Origin of the sequence: Flavobacterium pectinovorum (genome assembly GCF_900142715.1) — a bacterium.
Taxonomy (GTDB): Bacteria; Bacteroidota; Bacteroidia; order Flavobacteriales; family Flavobacteriaceae; genus Flavobacterium; species Flavobacterium pectinovorum.
In genome coordinates this window covers 1,045,619-1,062,982 of sequence record NZ_FRBX01000001.1, presented here as the reverse complement: position 1 = coordinate 1,062,982, position 17,364 = coordinate 1,045,619, and the positions used below count along the sequence as shown (strand labels likewise).

The 17,364-nt window shown below is 35.9% G+C and carries 14 protein-coding genes; 3 read left to right on the top strand and 11 right to left on the bottom strand.

Features of this window, described 5'->3' with window-relative positions; all coding sequences use genetic code 11:
• Window positions 1-47: 47 nt before the first annotated feature.
• The 5 genes from BUE22_RS04470 to BUE22_RS04455 all read right to left on the bottom strand — a co-directional run bounded on the left by BUE22_RS04470 (window position 48) and on the right by BUE22_RS04455 (window position 2,782).
• The gene (locus tag BUE22_RS04470) at window positions 48-896 is read right to left on the bottom strand and encodes a helix-turn-helix domain-containing protein (RefSeq protein ID WP_073393890.1); all 849 of its coding nucleotides are present in this window, start codon (window positions 894-896) and stop codon (window positions 48-50) included.
• Between the two features lie 93 nt (window positions 897-989).
• Window positions 990-1,157, bottom strand: a complete 168-nt coding sequence (locus BUE22_RS23675; protein ID WP_159438460.1) for a hypothetical protein — start codon at window positions 1,155-1,157, stop codon at window positions 990-992.
• Between the two features lie 31 nt (window positions 1,158-1,188).
• Window positions 1,189-1,725 (bottom strand): DUF6934 family protein, encoded by a 537-nt coding sequence (locus BUE22_RS04465; RefSeq protein ID WP_243396806.1) that lies wholly within the window; start codon window positions 1,723-1,725, stop codon window positions 1,189-1,191.
• A 77-nt stretch (window positions 1,726-1,802) separates the two neighbouring features.
• A complete protein-coding gene (locus BUE22_RS04460; RefSeq protein WP_073393889.1) occupies window positions 1,803-2,288 on the bottom strand; it encodes a MarR family winged helix-turn-helix transcriptional regulator in 486 nt (161 codons plus the stop codon).
• Window positions 2,289-2,293: 5 nt separating this feature from the next.
• Window positions 2,294-2,782, bottom strand: coding sequence for a GNAT family N-acetyltransferase (locus tag BUE22_RS04455; RefSeq protein WP_073393888.1), 489 nt, complete (start codon window positions 2,780-2,782; stop codon window positions 2,294-2,296).
• Window positions 2,783-2,888: 106 nt separating this feature from the next.
• On the opposite strand from BUE22_RS04455, the gene BUE22_RS04450 reads away from it, so the two are divergent.
• Window positions 2,889-3,341 carry a nucleoside deaminase gene (locus BUE22_RS04450; RefSeq protein WP_073393887.1) on the top strand — a complete coding sequence of 151 codons (453 nt, stop codon included), beginning with the start codon at window positions 2,889-2,891 and terminating at the stop codon, window positions 3,339-3,341.
• A gap of 7 nt (window positions 3,342-3,348) precedes the next feature.
• Here BUE22_RS04450 and BUE22_RS04445 read toward each other — a convergent pair whose 3' ends face one another.
• A complete protein-coding gene (locus tag BUE22_RS04445; RefSeq protein WP_073393886.1) occupies window positions 3,349-4,452 on the bottom strand; it encodes a fatty acid desaturase family protein in 1,104 nt (367 codons plus the stop codon).
• Between the two features lie 212 nt (window positions 4,453-4,664).
• On the opposite strand from BUE22_RS04445, the gene BUE22_RS04440 reads away from it, so the two are divergent.
• Together BUE22_RS04440 and BUE22_RS04435 are read left to right on the top strand one after the other, a co-directional pair.
• Window positions 4,665-7,589, top strand: a complete 2,925-nt coding sequence (locus tag BUE22_RS04440; protein WP_073393885.1) for a PQQ-dependent sugar dehydrogenase — start codon at window positions 4,665-4,667, stop codon at window positions 7,587-7,589.
• Between the two features lie 99 nt (window positions 7,590-7,688).
• Window positions 7,689-8,711 (top strand): LLM class flavin-dependent oxidoreductase, encoded by a 1,023-nt coding sequence (locus BUE22_RS04435; RefSeq protein WP_042564609.1) that lies wholly within the window; start codon window positions 7,689-7,691, stop codon window positions 8,709-8,711.
• 272 nt (window positions 8,712-8,983) lie between these two features.
• On the opposite strand, the gene BUE22_RS04430 is transcribed toward BUE22_RS04435, so the two are convergent.
• From BUE22_RS04430 to BUE22_RS04410, 5 genes are all read right to left on the bottom strand, one after another.
• Window positions 8,984-10,588: a Na+/H+ antiporter gene (locus BUE22_RS04430; RefSeq protein WP_073393884.1), complete on the bottom strand. Its 1,605-nt coding sequence runs from the start codon at window positions 10,586-10,588 to the stop codon at window positions 8,984-8,986.
• A 172-nt stretch (window positions 10,589-10,760) separates the two neighbouring features.
• Entirely contained in the window at window positions 10,761-11,261 is a 501-nt protein-coding gene (locus BUE22_RS04425; RefSeq protein WP_073393883.1) for a hypothetical protein, read from the bottom strand.
• Between the two features lie 168 nt (window positions 11,262-11,429).
• Window positions 11,430-12,833, bottom strand: coding sequence for an efflux transporter outer membrane subunit (locus BUE22_RS04420; RefSeq protein WP_073393882.1), 1,404 nt, complete (start codon window positions 12,831-12,833; stop codon window positions 11,430-11,432).
• Between the two features lie 18 nt (window positions 12,834-12,851).
• Window positions 12,852-16,016 (bottom strand): efflux RND transporter permease subunit, encoded by a 3,165-nt coding sequence (locus tag BUE22_RS04415; RefSeq protein WP_073393881.1) that lies wholly within the window; start codon window positions 16,014-16,016, stop codon window positions 12,852-12,854.
• 6 nt (window positions 16,017-16,022) lie between these two features.
• Complete coding sequence (locus tag BUE22_RS04410; RefSeq protein ID WP_073393880.1) at window positions 16,023-17,177, bottom strand: efflux RND transporter periplasmic adaptor subunit; 1,155 nt, start codon at window positions 17,175-17,177, stop codon at window positions 16,023-16,025.
• Window positions 17,178-17,364 lie beyond the last annotated feature (187 nt).

Genomic DNA, 17,364 nt, shown 5'->3' with positions numbered 1-17,364 from the left:
AACTAAAACATTAAAAATACATTGCATAACAAATGGAGATGATTGGACTATTCACGGAATTTTTTCCGAAAAGCAAGTGGCGTTACGCCCGTAATTTTCTTAAATAACCTTGAAAAGTAAGTATGATCTTCGAATCCTAACATAAAAGCAATTTCTTTGACTTCGTTTTCAGTATAATACAATAATCTTTGTGCTTCAGTAATCATAGCATTTTGCAGCCAGTACGTAACCGATTTTCCCGATGAAGCCTTTACACAATCATTTAAATGTGAGGTAGTAATATTTAATTTCTTTGCAAAATAAGAGGGGCTTTCCAAAAAACTATTTTCTGAAAGCAGCTTTTTGAAATTGGCATAAATTAATCCTGATTGGTTTTTTAATTCCTTTACCTCATTTTTTGAGCCTGAATATATATTCGCTAAATTATAAACTAAGGCATTAAAAAGACCGTTAATGATCTGTGTTCTATTAGGATTCGAGCTTTTAAACGAACGATGCATTAAATCAATGGTATCTAAAAGTTCTTCCCGGTACGCCGGATCAATTGTATTGAGTTGTTCTGCAATTTTTAGATTCTGAAAAATTTCAATACAGTTATTTGGAATAAGAAATGGTGCTACGCCTATATAATATCCCGCTGCGTCTGTTGAACCATCCTGCCCGTGATGAATTTGAAGCGGTTTTATCATCAATACATTAATAGGATTTATTTCGATATCAATCATATCACATTTCAAGACCGCCTGTCCTTTGGTAAGTACAAAAAATATAAAAAAATCATCCCGATGTGCCTCTAATTTATCATCGAAACCGGCTAAATCTTCAGCAGAATGATAGGCAACAAAAATACCGCCAACGGCTTCGGGACTTTGATTGTATATTGGGATTTTTTTCAATGAAAAGCATTGTATTACTTAAAATAATTTCTACAAATATCAAGAAAAAAGCGATCTCGAATAGATCGCTTTTTTTATATTTTAACTAAGAATTTACATGGGTAATTTTACGTTTTGCAATGTTTTTTTTGCAAATTCCGTTTTTTCCGGAAATAAATCTTTCCCTTTAATTTCATCCAAAACTTTAGAAAGTCTCTTCTCAGTAGCTTTAGACATAGGGATTACATTTAATTTTGTCACTATTTTTTCTTCGTTTCTCATAACCATAAATCTTGGAATTATACAAAATTATCTATTTTTTCTTATAAACGAGTATTGCTGTATATTTATTTTTGGGTTCATACTCAACAAACGTTTTTTTCTTTTCATCAAATCCATAAAATGTGTAATCTTTTGAAAAAACTTTAATTTTTTTATCTAAAAAATGAATATATGTTCTAATTCTTCTGTCCTTATTTTTACAAATTATATTACAATTTTTAGAACAAGAACTTCTACATTCTTCTTCAAATGAATTATGACTATCACTTCCTTGAATGAAAATGGGAAAATCTGGAAATTCTTTTAAAAATTTAGGAATTGTATTCAAAACTGTATTAAACACCTTCCTTGCATCACCATTATTACTACTTTTTCTATCAAATATTCCTTTGGTTTCAGAATCATAATCTCCAAAACCTAAATTATATACAGTTTCTCCACTCTTAGTTTCAAATTTAGAATATTGAACTCCCTTAATAAGCTTCTTTTGCCCAGAACTTTCAAAAAGGTATTGAACAATAGAATTTTTTATTGAAAAGGTAGTATCGTAATTTTCAATATTTATCAAAGCTTTTTTTATGCAATGATAATATATTTTTAAAAAATATAATACAAAACTTACAAAAATAAATATTTTAAAATAGTTTATTGTGCCTTCTCACTCTTCAATTGCAAAGCCCGCTGCAAAAAACTCTGATGCACTATCTTGTTTTCGGCTTCGTTAATAGCCTGAAGTAAGTTGTTTTGGTTATCAGCAATATCACTTAAAACGCTTGTCATGACAGACCAGACGGGTTTCATTTTTTCGATAAGCTCCTGCCCTTTTGGAGTTAACTGAAGCAATCTTTTGCGTTCGTCGATTTTGTCTTTTTTAGATTTAATGAGTTTTTGTTTTTCCAATTCTTTCAATAAACTGATGGTTGAAGGATGTGTGTAACCAATTTCGTTGGCAATTTCAACCACGCTCAAAACTTCTTTATGATATAATGTATAGATTACAGGAAACCATTTCGGCTCAAAGTCAATTCCGTATTCTTTATAAAGCAAAGCTCCGTCTTTACGCAATTGCTCGCTCAAGCGCTGCAATCGCGTTGAAAGGGCTAAAATTCCTGATTCATCTATTATATTCATTCTTCTTATTTTAAAGGTAAATGACGGAAAACATGGTCTGGTTTCATTAACGGAAATTTCTCCGGAAGCAATTCCTGTTCGATGGCTACAAAATGATTTCGCTCATAAAAACGCAAAGCCGCTTCTAGTTTAGAAATGGTTCCCAAATATATGTCATCAATTTCGTTTTCTTTAGCATATTGAATTAAAGTATCTAATAATTTTTGGGCAATCGAGAATTCTTTTCCGCGATACTCTTTCTTTACAAACATTTTTCTAATGGCTGCTTCTTTTTCATTAAACTTTATTAAAGCAATAGTTCCTACCAATTCATCATTTACAAAAGCGCCCCAAAAACCTCCGCCTCCGGCATGATAAAAATCTTTTATATTTAATAAATCCGGCTGGTCTTGTATGGTAATAGGAACATTAAATTCTTTCTGCTGAATGTTTAATATTAAATCTATAGCAGCTTCTGAATATTCATTTTGGATGGGAATAATTAACGGTTTCATATCTTTTATTTTTTTTACAATACAAAACTACGTAGTTAACTACATAAAAACAAATTTTATTGATAAAATGTGTGTGAGGTTTAGAATATTAGGTTAAATTTGTAGTATGCAGCCAAGAAAAAATCAAAATCATGAATATTACATGAACAAATGCATTGAACTTGCAAAAGTGGCCAAACTTAATGGCGACAGTCCGGTTGGTTCTGTTTTGGTGCTAAATGGTGAAATTGTTGGTGAAGGAATTGAAGGCGGAAAAACATTTAAGGACATTACTTTTCATTCAGAAATTGAAGCTGTTCGAAATGCCAGAAAGCTGCTTCAAACTCCGGATCTTTCAGATTGCATTATGTACACGACACACGAACCTTGTATTATGTGTTCGTACGTGCTTAGGCATCACCAAATTAATACGATCATTATTGGTTTAGCTTCGGGAGATATTGGTGGTTTTAGTTCGCAATATCCTTTACTCAAAGATGAAACTATTAAAAAATGGAAAAAACCGCCGACACTTGTTTTTGGAATTCTGGAAGAAGAATGTAAACAATTGTCTTTATAATTTGAGCTTATATTTCTCCCGTCATCAAAATATTTTCTTTTACACCTTTGTTTTTTAGCATTCTAAAGTGAGAACGCACCGCATGGTAAAAAGGATAAGAAGTATAAGGAAGATCATATTCCTGAGCGTAACGCCTTATAATTGGCGTAATATAAGGATAATACGTATGACCAACTCCCGGAAAAAGATGATGTGCAACATGATGCGTGAACCCGCCGTATAAAAAGTTAGCCAATTTACTATCTGTACTAAAATCCTTAGTTACAATCATTTGATGCAAGGCCCAGCTCGCAGATAGATTTCCTTCATCATCTGTTACGGGAAAATGGGCGTCTTCGTCAACATGTGTAGATACGAGTGCTACAACTCCCAGCATGCTTCCGCATAAATGCATGGCAAACCAGGCGCCTAAAACAACGTACCAAGGCTGATTTAAAACCAGCATCGGAATAAAAAGCAAATAGATAAGATTGAATACTTTTGCTGCGAATAACTTATAGATTTCTTTTTTCGGAATTTGATCCACTACTTTCTTTACATAATTGTCTTTCTTTCCAAAAAAGTCCTTAAAATCGCGAATATAAATCCAATTTAGGCTATACAACGGATAAATAAACCACATATAAATATGCTGATATTTATGGTAATTGAACAGCGGACTGTTGGGGAAAATCCTGATGATATCACTTTGCTTAATATCAATATCCCAATCGGGAACGTTAGGATACGCATGATGAAGACCAACATGGCGACGTATCCAAAGCCAATGATTACTGCCAAAAAGTTCTAACGCGTAAGTAAACCATTCGTTATGTTTTGGCTTTTTAAATAGTGCTCCGTGCGCCGCATCATGAAATGCATTGATAAAAAGTACAATCATGTTTATACCGCACAAAATATAAAAGCTATAAAGTAAAGGTGTGCTTTTACCGAATAACAGAATACAGGTATAAAATAAAAAAAAGAGTACTAAAAGTCCAATAGACTTAATGATATTCAATCGGTACAAAAATGAATTTTTCAAAACTGTTTCTCTCACTTCTCGTTGCAGCATTTTAAAAAAATCATCAGTACCAGGTTTTAGATAAACCGGGCGTTTTAATTTTTCCATAATGGTTATTGGATAGAAATTCTTACATCAAATTTATTAAAAATCTTAAAAATAAATAATAAATTTTGCAATTATTTAAGGATAAACCATTATTTATTAGCCTTTTACATCTATTCACAAGCTAAATACTTTATCAAACAAAAAATAAGTTTAGTAGTAAAAAAAATGTTAATTTTGATTGCCCCTTTACCACAATCTACTAAAAATAACTTATGAAAAAAAATTTACATCTTAGATTAAATCAGATGAAAAAATTGAAGCCGCTATTCATTTATGCTTTCTTTTTACTGATTTCATGGCAGGCAAATTGCCAGTACATTACAGAAACCCTTGCTCCTACGGCGGTTATTAAAGAAGGTTTGTCATTAGAACAATCTTCAGACGGACGAATTTTTATCGCTGAAAGAGCAGGAATCGTCAAGGTTTTTCAAAACAATGCTGTTTCAACCGTTTTTACTGTTACTACTGTTACAGATGCTGAACAAGGACTTCTTGGACTTACACTTCATCCTGATTTTGCTACAAACGGTTATGTTTATGTTTTTTATTCTATTGATGACGCAGGTGTAATCAGACACCGAATTGAAAGAATACAAATCAATGCAGCCAATCAGGTTTTAGGAAGACAGGAAATTTTATTGCTGGAACCTATTGGCGGCGGATTTCACAACGGTGGAGATTTAAAATTCTTTAACGGTTTTTTGTATGTAACTGTTGGTGATAGTCAGCAAAATACAAACTCGCAGGATTTAGATACTTATAAAGGAAAAATTTTACGTTTGACAGAAAACGGATTGCCAGCACCCGGAAATCCTTTTTACGGTAGCGGTTCTATACAAAGACAAAGCATCTGGGTGTATGGTTTTAGAAATCCATGGCGATTGGTTCCAAATGTAGCAGCCAATAAATTATTTGTTTTGGATGTTGGAACTTCATGGGAAGAAATCAACGAAATCAGCAATCCAACGATTCGCAATTATGCCTGGGGCCATCCTCAGGGTGGTGACGGAAAACAAACGGAAACGAATTTGTTTACCAATCCCATATTTACTTACGGAACCGGAACTATTGGAAATGCATTAACAAACGGACTTTTATACAACCCAACAACGCCGCGTTATCCTAATCTTGCAGGCAAATTTATCATTAAGGATTTTGTTCGAAATGCCATTCGGTCTTTTGATCCCAATGTTGAAGATCCTGTTTCTACCGAATTTTATGAAGCTCCGCAACAGCAGGCACTTGGAATGATGTTAGGCAACGACGGTTATATTTATTACTGCGCTTACGGAAATAACGGTTCTTTAATCAAACTGGATTATATCGAAACGGCAGCACCAACAATTGTCAATCATCCGCAATCGCAAACCATAATGGAAACGTATCCTGTAACTTTTAATGTTACGGCAAGCGGCGTGGGACAAACGTATCAATGGCAATTTAATAATGTAAATATCAACGGAGCAACGGCTGCCAGTTATACGATTACAAATGTAACCAATGCAAATACAGGACAATACAAAGTTATTGTAACTAATACTGCAGGAAACGTAACGAGTAATCCGGCAACACTTACGGTAACACCGTTTAGTAATACACCAACCGTAGATCTTAAATTTCCGTTAGCCACCCTAAAATGGAATGCTGATGATGTTGTTAATTTTGAAGCTACAGCAACCGATATAGAAGATGGCGTATTGCCTGCCAGTGCTTTTTCATGGAGTATGGATCTTTTTCACGAAGATATTCCCGGAGCCGGACATTCACATCCCGGTGCAAGCCCGCAAGGGGTGAAATCAGGAACTTTTGTGGCATCTAATCAAGGTGAAAAAACACCAAACGTTTGGTACAGGTTTACCGTAAAAGTAACCGACAGCAACGGCTTAACAGCAACAAAATTTGTTGACATAAAACCCAATTTGGTTGATGTTACCGTAACAAGTTCTCCAGCATTACTTAATTTAGAATTCAATCAAAAACCGGTTACTGCACCTTCGACCAAACAAGTTGTGGCCAATGCAAAACTACAAACCCTTAATGCGCCAACTCCACAATATGTTGGTAATATTAGATATGATTTTGATCATTGGAGCCAGGGCGGAACTGTAAACCAGACTTTTCAGGCACCAGTAACGGGAACCATAACTTATACCGCATTTTATACAGCAACAGCGCTTCCTTCTGCACCATACCAAGGATTAATTGCACAAATTCCAGGACTTATTGAAGCTGAAAACTATGATATTGGACCTTCTGCTTTTTTTGACAGTAATGGCGGTGGAGACATGGCTTACAGAGCAGGAGACGGCGTAGGAACCGAAGTTTGTAACGAAGGCGGATTTAATATTTCGTATGTAGCTAAAAACGAATGGCTTAAATATACAGCAAAAGTAAACACAACCGGAAATTATGACGTAAAACTAAGAGTTGCAACGCCATACAATAATAAAGCACTTCATATTGAAGTTGACGGCGTAAATGTTTCCGGTCAATTTGCGGTTCCTAATACAACCGGTTTTCAGGCATGGCAAACGGTAACAATACCAAATATTCCGTTAACTCAGGGCGTTCATGTGATCACGCTTTGGTTTGACGAAGCCGATGTCAATGTCAACAAAATGGAATTTTCATTATCAGGAAATGCAACAACTCCGGTTGCTGATTTTGAAGTTAATCAATCAATGGGATGTATCAATACTGCGGTTACTTTTACCTCTGTTTCGATTGGCACAGTTGATACTTATCTCTGGAATTTTGGCGAAAATGCAACACCAACAACCGCAACAGGTGTTGGTCCACATACTGTATTATATGGCACAGAAGGCGACAAAACCGTTTCTTTAACCGTGACTAATACAGCAGGAAATAACAAAAAAGAGATTACTTATATGGTTCATAGTTGTACTCTTGATGTTGATTTCCCATCAGAAGATTCAAAAAAAGTAATCGTTTTCCCGAATCCTTCAACAGGAGTTTATCATCTCTCAAAGGAAATGGAATGGAAAATTTATTCCTCTTCTGGAGCTAAAATTCAGGAAGGAAAAGGAAATCTGATTAACATCTCTGATCAGGCTTCGGGAGTCTATTTCATTAAAAATAATGAAAGCAGTAAAGCTATTCATATTGTGAAACAGTAGCATTTATAAAACACAAATTTCACTAATTTTCACTAATTTAAATTTGTGTTAATTAGTGAAATTCGTGTTTAAAAGAGAATTTAATATCTTTACTAAATGATAGAAATAGGAATAGACAGTTTTGCTTCGGCAATGTATGGCGACAATAATACGCTTAGTAGTGTTGATGCTATGGAGCAATTGCTTCAAAGAATTGAGCTTGCCGATCAGGTGGGCCTTGATGTTTTTGGAATTGGAGAACATCATAAAAAAGAATTTTTAGATTCGGCTACAGCTGTAATATTGAGTGCGGCGGCTGCGCGAACAAAAAACATACGATTGGCAAGTGCTGTAAGTGTTTTAAGCGCTGCAGATCCGGTTAGGGTTTATCAGGAATTTGCTACTTTAGATTTAGTTTCAAAAGGAAGAGCCGAAATCGTCGTAGGCCGCGGATCTTCTATTGAAGCTTATCCCCTTTTCGGATTTAATCTAAATGATTATGATGCTCTTTTTAAAGAAAAATTAGAGTTGTTATTACAAATTCGCGACAATGAATTTGTAAGCTGGTCAGGAAAATTCCGTCCTGCAATAAACAACCTGCCTGTTTACCCAAGAGCCTTACAGGAAAAATTACCAATATGGCTTGGCGTTGGCGGAACTCCCGAATCTTTTGTACGTGCGGGATCGCTTGGTTTGCCTTTAATGGTGGCAGTTATTGGCGGACAAACGTATCGTTTTCGTCCGTTGATCGATTTATATCGCGAAGCCGGAAAAGCAGCAGGTTATAAACCGGAAGAATTAAAAGTAGGTTTGCATTCTCCGGGTTATGTTTCGGGATCTACCGAAAAAGCAATTGAAGAATATTATCCGGGTTATGCCGAACTTTGGACAAAATTAGGACTGGAACGCGGCTGGCCACCTGTAACAAAAGATAAATTTGATGGCTTAATTGACGATAAAGGCGTTTTAGTTGTGGGAAGTCCGGAACGTGTTGCCGAGAAAATTTTAACTCATAGCGAATCGCTTGGAGGTATTTCGAGATTTACCTTTCAAATGGATAACGCGGGACTTACGCACAATCAATTAATGAGCGCCATAGAATTCATTGGAACAAAAGTTATTCCTTTGGTTCGTAAGGGATAAAGTCTTTTTTACCGCAAAGAGCGCAAAGGTTTTACGCAAAGAACGCAAAGTTTTATCTTATAAAGAAAGCAAAGTTCGCAAAGCTACATATTGAAAAAGCTTTGCGAACTTTGTGTTTTTTCCTCTTCCACTCTGTGGTAAAATATTGTAGTGAATAGAAAACTTGGCGAACTTGGCGGTTAAATACGCCACGAATTTCACGAATCTACACGAATTATTTTTATCGCTAATTAGCATAAAACTTGTCTAATTTTACAGCTAAATCTAAAACGCTATTCCTCATACATTTCCATCCACAAACGCGTTTCTTCCAAATCAAGTTCTTTTTCTATTTTCCTGAAAATTTCCTCGTTTACAGAACCTGATTTATGCATTGTTTCCAGTTTTGCACGTTCTACATTCAGCAAATCGATTTGTAATTTGGTAAAATCATTGAAGATCTGCCCTCCCATTACATTTCCTTTTCCGAAGAAATTCGCCGGAAGTTCTGTTTTTTGCAGTCGATTGAATTTTACTTCGTATTTACTCTTGATATTATGAAGCAAATCATCATTCAATAAAGAAAAATTATCTTCGATATGTGTAATAGTTTGAGAAACAATACTATTTCGAATTTCATATTCTTCAGCTAAAATAGAATAACGCTCAATTTTTAATTTTTTAATTACCCACGGAAGTGTCAATCCCTGAATTACCAAAGTCGAAAGTATTACACAAAAAACCAGATAAATAATAAGGTTTCGTAATGGAAATACTTCACTATCATTATTAATTGTTAACGGAAGTGCCAATGCAGCCGCCATGGATACAACGCCACGCATTCCGGACCAACCGAAAATAATCATATTGCGATAATCGAATTCTTCTTTTTGCCTGATTTTTTTACTGAGAAACCTTGGAACCAATGTTGCCGGAACTACCCATAAAAAACGGACTAAAATAACCACAGCACTCACAGAAGCTCCCCAAATAAACAATGACAGACCAGAATAATCGCCAATTCCCGAAATAATCTGACGTAATTGAAGTCCGATTAAAATGAAGATTAATCCGTTTAGAATATTCGTAAGCACGCTCCAGATTGTATTGGTCATAATACGGCTTTCGTGTGTGAAAATAGTTCCTGATCTGGCCGAAAGAAACAAACCGGTAGTTACAACGGCCAAAACTCCCGAACATTCAAAATGTTCTGCTATTAAATAAGAAGCAAAAGGCGTTAAAAGTGTTAATGTAGCCTCGATAACATCGTCACACACAAACCTTTTATGAATGATACTCATCGCATACCCTACAACTAAACCAATGGCGATTCCTAATGTCGACATGATAAAGAAATTTAATCCTGCCTGCCAAAGCACAAAATTACCCGCTGTAATAGCTGCAAGTGCATATTTGTAAGCTACAAGTCCGCTTGCATCATTCAGCAAACTTTCGCCTTCTAAGATCGCAATAAGGCGTGGATGCAAGCCTAGTCCTTTTGTTATGGCTGTCGCCGAAACAGCATCGGGAGGTGAAACAATCGCACCCAATAAAAAAGCCAACGGCCAGGAAATATCATCAATAAGATAATGCACGGCTACTGCAACAGAAACTGTTGTAAAAAGAACCAACCCAACTGCGGCAAGTGTTATAGGGCGAATGGTTTGTTTAAACTCAGACCAGCTTGTATACCATGCTGCATGATACAAAAGCGGCGGTAAGAATATAATAAAAACGACTTCGGGATTTAATGCAATAACCGGAAGCCCGGGAATGATACTAATTGTAACACCACAAAGAACCAATACAATAGGAACCGGGAAATTATACCTTTTACTTAAAAGACTCAGGAATGCAACCCCGAATAACAACATGATGATTACTGTGATATTCTCCATTTTTTAAATTTACTTTCTTCTGATTTTATAACTCATTTGAAGAGTACGAATATAATATTTTACAAAATAACCGCCAATCTTTGTCAAAGTTTAAAACTTTGACAAAGATGACTCAGATACCAAACAAAAAAACGCCTCATTTCTGAGGCGTTTTTCAAGTCATGTTTTTTAATTAGTGGCGATCATCGTGGCCATGATCCTTATTTTTATCGGAATTATTTCCTTTTGAGTTTTTTGAATTACCCTTTTTTGTATTATCCTTTTTTGCATTATCCTTATTCGGTTTCTGCTTGCTGTCAGGTTTGTTTCCTCTGGTTTTCTGAGGTTTTCCTTTATAGCCTTTTGGATAATTGGTAACGTGTTTTTTATGATATGAATAAGGAGAATCTCCTTTGTAATCATTCAAAACTACTTTGTAACCATCGTAAAGATCATAATTTCTGTATCTTGAAGGCAATCTTTTATCACGAACCCATTTACCGCTATTTTCATAAATATATTGGCTTTGAGCAACATCATAATAGATATCAATATCCGGCAAATAGTAATATCTGCTTTCATCATTTCCTTCAGGTCCCCAGCTTGGCGGTGTACCAATATTTACGTTTATTGATACTTGTGCATGTGCAAAAACACTCATTAAAAGCATTAGAGCAAGTCCTAATTTTTTCATTTTTTTTAGTTGTTAAGTTTAAATTTGATTTGAATAAAGCGAAAGTAATGCCATTTTTCAGGTTTATCGAACTCATTATACAGAACCTCTAAACCAATCGACGAACACCGCTTTTTAACCGATACTATTTATCAAATTTCAATCTTCAACTCAATATTTTTAAGAACTTTATTTCCATCCACCGCCTAAAGCGCGATACAAATCAACCAAAGCCTGCAGCTTTTGCAAATTATCATTTATACCGTTCAATTGTGCCGATAAAAGATTTTGTTCTGATGTTAAAACATCAGTATAATTTGTTGCTGAACTGTACTCTAAAAGCTGTTGTGTAAAATCAACTGCTTTTACTAAAGATTCAATTTGTTTTTCTCTCGAATCTTCTTTTTCAACAGCCATTTGGTACGAATACATCGCATTCGACACTTCCTGTCCGGCAATCAAAAGACTTTGCTGAAAACTATTTAAGGCTTGTAATTGTTGCGATTGCGCCGTTGTTAATCTCGCTTTGTTTAAACCCTGATTAAAAAGTGGCTGTGTTAATCCTCCAATTATCGAATAAAAAATAGAATTATCGAAGAAGTTTTTCAACTCTAAATTCGAAAAACCACCGCTAGCTGTAAGCGTCAAACTTGGATAAAAATAGGTTCTGGCTAAATTTGTATTTTCAAAAGCAACTCTGAAATTAAACTCTGCCTGACGAACATCAGGACGATTTTGCAATAACTGAGATGGTAAACCTATCGCCAGATTATCAGGAGTTTGCTGTTCTCCTAAAACGCCTCTTTCGATTGGTCCCGGAGCTTGTCCTAATAAAATATTCAAAGCGTTTTCGGTTTCACGAATGCTTTGTTTAATGTCCGGAATCAATACTTCGGCAGCATAACGATTGGCTTCACTTTGTACCACTGCAGCCCCTGTAACAATTGCACCTTCTTTTAAGGCTTTGATCGTTTCTACATTTTTAACACGGGCTTCTAAAGTTTGCTGTGTAATTTCAAGAGATTTATCATAAGACAACAATAAAAAATAATTGTTGGCAATATCAGCAATCAATTGGGTTTGAACCGCTTGTTTTGCAGCATCTGTCGCAAGATAAGTGGCCAAAGCTGCTCTTTTAGTACTGCTCAATTTTCCCCAGATATCTGCTTCCCACGACGTACTTAAACCTAATTTATAGGTTGTCGTTAAAGTATTAATATTGATTCCTGCCGGAAAGTTAAGTCCTGCTTCTGATTGTTTGGTGCGTGTTACATTGGCATCCAGATTTAAATTTGGATAATAAGCCAATTTGCTTTGGCGTAAACTGGCACGAGCCTGAACAATATTTTCAATTGCATTTTTCAAATTCAGGTTCTGATCCAGACCTTTCTGAATTAAGGCACTCAATTTTGCATCTTTAAAAACACTTTGCCAAGGCATATTCGCCAGATTTGTAGAATCGGCTGCAGCCTGATCACGAAACAGCTTATCTGTAGAAAGTGTCGTGGGACGTTCGTATTTTTTGGTAACACAGGCACTTAAAAGCGTGGCTGCGATTACCATTAAAATATATTTATTTGAACTATGAGTCATTTTTTGTCTTTTAAATTACTACTCTTTATGAGCTTCTATCAATTGAACTTCTTCATCATCATCTTCATCGTAACCATCTTTTGCAGGTCCGCTCACTTTTTCCTGTAAAGTCTGGAAAACGATAAACAATACCGGAATTACGAATACTCCCAAAATGGTTCCGATTAACATACCTCCAACTGCTCCCGTACCAATCGATTTGTTACCAACAGCTCCGGCTCCTGAAGCAAACATTAAAGGCACAAGTCCTAAAATAAAAGCAAAAGAGGTCATTAAAATTGGTCGTAAACGCGCTACAGCTCCTTCTATAGCAGCCTGAACAATTGGCAATCCTTTTCTTCTTCTATCCAAAGCAAATTCGACAATCAAGATACCGTTCTTTGCCAGCAATCCAATCAACATGATTAAGGAAATCTGCAAATAAATATTACTGTTTAATTTGAATATAATCGAGAACAAATAAGCTCCGGCCAATCCAAACGGAATGGAGAACAATACAGCAAAAGGCAAAATATAACTCTCGTACTGAGCACTTAACAAAAAGTAAACAAATACAAGACATAATATAAAGATGAAAATAGTTTCACTTCCTGATGCTAACTCTTCACGCGTTAAACCTGAAAATTCATATCCATAACCTGCAGGTAAATTTTCGGCCGCTACTTCCTGAATCGCTTTAATGGCATCTCCTGAACTAAAGCCCGGATTTGGCGCTCCTGTAATAGAAATAGAAGTAAACAAGTTAAATCTTGAAATAGATTCCGGACCAAAAACCCTTGTCATTTTTACAAACTCTGTAATTGGCGCCATGTTTCCTGAAGCGTTTCTAACAAAAATTTTATTTAGTCCTTCTGTATTAGTTCTAAATTCTGGTGATGCCTGAATCATGACACGGTATTGTTTCCCGAATTTATTGAAATTCGAAGCGTACAAACCTCCATAATACCCTTGCATTGTAGACAAAATCGTATTGATTGGAACTCCTGCATCTTTGGCTTTTGCCAAATTTATATCCATCATATATTGAGGGAAACCAGGATTAAATGGCGTTGTAGCATATTGTATTTCAGGACGTTTTGATAATTTCTCCAGAAAATCAACATTTACTTTATAGAATTCGGCCGTTGTATGCCCTCCTTTATCCTGTAATTGGAATTCGAATCCACCACTTTGTCCAAATCCCTGAATGGTTGGCGGTGAAATGAAGAATATATTAGCTTCGCGAATACCGCTCGTTTTGGCAAAAAGCTGACCAATTACGTCATTAACACTTAATTCACGTTTGTCCCAGGTTTCCAGTTTTACAATAACCATACTATAAGCACTACCTGCTCCGGCTGTAAAGTTTTGCCCCACAATACGAAGTGTATTTTTAACTCCCGGAATGGTCTTAGCAATACTATCGACTCTTTTGGCAATTACATCAGAACGTTCCATCGAAGCTGATGGCGGTAAACTAATATTGGCAAAAACAGTTCCCTGATCTTCCGCCGGAACGAAAGCAGACGGTGTGGTTTTCATCATATAAAATAAAGCTGCACCGGCAATTAAAATCGAAGCCAATACAATCCATTTTTTAACAGAAAGAAAACTTACCGAACGTTTGTATCGCTCTGTTACATTATCAAATGCAACGTTAAACGCGGTATAAAAACGCTGAATAAAACTTTTATGCTTGTGATCGTCTGCATGTGGTTTCAATAATAAAGCACATAAAGCCGGACTTAATGTTAAGGCGTTAATCGCCGAAAGAATAATTGCAACGGCTAACGTAATACCAAATTGTTTGTAGAAAACTCCCGTAGATCCTGTAATAAAGGTAACCGGTATAAATACGGCCGCCATTACTAATGTAATCGAAATAATTGCTCCCGAAATTTCGTCCATCGCATCGATTGTAGCTTTCTTAGCCGATTTATAACCGTGATCGAGTTTGGCATGCACCGCCTCGACGACCACAATCGCATCATCGACCACAATACCAATGGCAAGAACCATCGCAAAAAGCGTCAATAAGTTAATGGTAAATCCAAATAAATTCAGGAAGAAAAATGTTCCAACAATCGCAACCGGAACCGCAATTGCCGGGATTAATGTAGATCTGAAATCCTGAAGGAAGATAAAAACTACAATGAAAACCAGAATAAAAGCTTCAATCAAAGTATGAATTACTTTTTCGATAGAAGCATCCAGATTTTCGTTAACATCCACAAGAAGCGTATATTTTACTCCTTTTGGGAAATTTTTTGCTGCCTCTTCAATCAGTTTTTTAGAGTTGTTAATTACGTCACGGGCATTAGAACCAGGTGTTTGGCTAATTGCCATCGCTGCAGATTCTACACCGTTTGTTTTAATTGTTGAAGAATAGCTCAAAGATCCTAATTCTACTTTTGCTACATCTTTCAATCGTAAAACCTGTCCGTTTCCAACAGATTTTATAACGATATCTCCAAATTCCTGAGCGCTTGTTAAACGTCCTTTATATTTAATTACGTATTGAAAAGCCTGGTTTCCATTTTCACCAAATTTACCCGGCGCAGCTTCGATATTTTGTTCTGCCAAAGCAGCCGAAATATCACTGGGAATCAGTTTGTATTGTTGCATGATATCCGGTTTTAGCCAAATTCTCATGGAGTAATCTTTGGCACCAAAAACGGTTACATCTCCTACCCCAACGACACGCTGAATTTGAGGAACAAGATTAATCTTAGCATAATTTTGAAGAAAAGTCTGGTCGTAAGCTTTATCATCGCTATATAGCGAGAATATCAACAAGTTACTACTCTGGCTTTTTGTAACTGTTACACCGGCCTGAGTTACCTCTACAGGTAATAAACTTGTGGCTCTTGAAACCCTGTTTTGCACGTTTACCGCAGCCAAATCGGGATTTGTTCCTACTTTAAAGAATATTTTTATAGACGCATTACCATCATTTGTTGCTGTAGAAGTCATGTAAGTCATGTTTTCTACACCATTAATTTGCTCTTCCAGCGGAATTACGATACTTTTTAGTACCACATCTGCGTTAGCTCCTGTATAACTTGCCGAAACGTTTACCGTTGGCGGAGCAATATCAGGATATTGGGAAATAGGAAGCTCTATAAGCCCTAAAACACCTAGAATGACAATAATAACAGATATTACTGTCGAGAGTACAGGTCTTTGAATGAATATTTTAAACATGTATTTTTATTTTAAGTCTGCGTAAACAGTTTCAGCATTCTGATTTTGAGTTTTAATCTCAGTTCCTTCTTTTAAAGAGGCAACTCCTTCTAAAACAATCTGATCTCCGGCTTTTAAACCGCTTGTTACCACATAATAGTTTCCGGCTTTATTTTCTAAAATCGTAATATTTGCGTTTTTGGTTTTACCGTCTTTTCCAACTGTTACTGCGAAAATTTTATCCTGAAGTTCAAACGTAGCGCTTTGCGGAATAATTAATCCCTCTTTTACCTGAGTCGGAATTCTAACTGTTGCGCTGCTTCCGCTTCTGATGATTCCTCTTGGATTTGGAAAACGAGCTCTGATATTTACAGAACCAGTTTCTGTATTAATTAATCCGTTTACGGTTTCAATTTTTCCTTTTTCTCCGTAAATTGATCCATCAGATAGTAGTAAAGAAACCTGTGGTAATTGTTTGATTTTTTGTGCCAATGTTCCGGAACCTTCACTAAAACTTAAAAGTACTTTTTCGTTCATTGCAAAATAGGCATAAACGTTTCCGATACTGGAAACTGTCGTTAACGGTTCTGTATTATTTGAGCTTACTAAACTTCCTAAACGAAACGGAATTGAACCTACAACACCATTAACAGGGCTTGTAACCGTAGTATAGCCCAAATTAGTTCTGGCATTTACCAGGCTTGCATTGGCCTGAGCCAAAGTTGCCAAAGCAGAATCATAATTATACTGAGCTGTTTCCAGTTCGTATTTACTAATGATTTCTTTCTCAACAAGCGGTTTTACTTTATTTACAGCCAATTTTGCTGAACTTACCGCTGCCTGAGCACTTTTAATGCTTGCTGTTGCGGTACGAACTTCCTGCTCATATTCCGGAGCGCTGATTTTAAACAAAGGCTGTCCTGCTCTTACAACCGCACCTTCATCAACATAAATCTTGTCAATGTAACCTTCTACTCTAGGACGAATTTCTATATTCTGCTGTCCCTGTATACTTGCCGGATAATCAGTATTTAAAGTTGCTGATTCTGGCTGTATTACCAGTGTTTTATATTCTTTAACTTGTCCTGCAGCAGCGGCCTGAGCTGCTTTGTCATCTTTTTTACCACACGAGACGATAATAACAGATGCTGCGAAAATGCTTAAAAGTGATTGCTTATTCATTGGATATAATGTGATTTCTATAATTACGCTAACAAAATAAATGAATTAAGTTACGTAAAAATTTTCGAATAGACGAAGAGCGACGCACAATCGATAGAGATAACCTTAGAACCGATGGATTTTTATTTAAATTAAACGAGTGTTTAATTTTAAAATTCGTCGGCTCTAATATCGTTTTTAAAGGCTG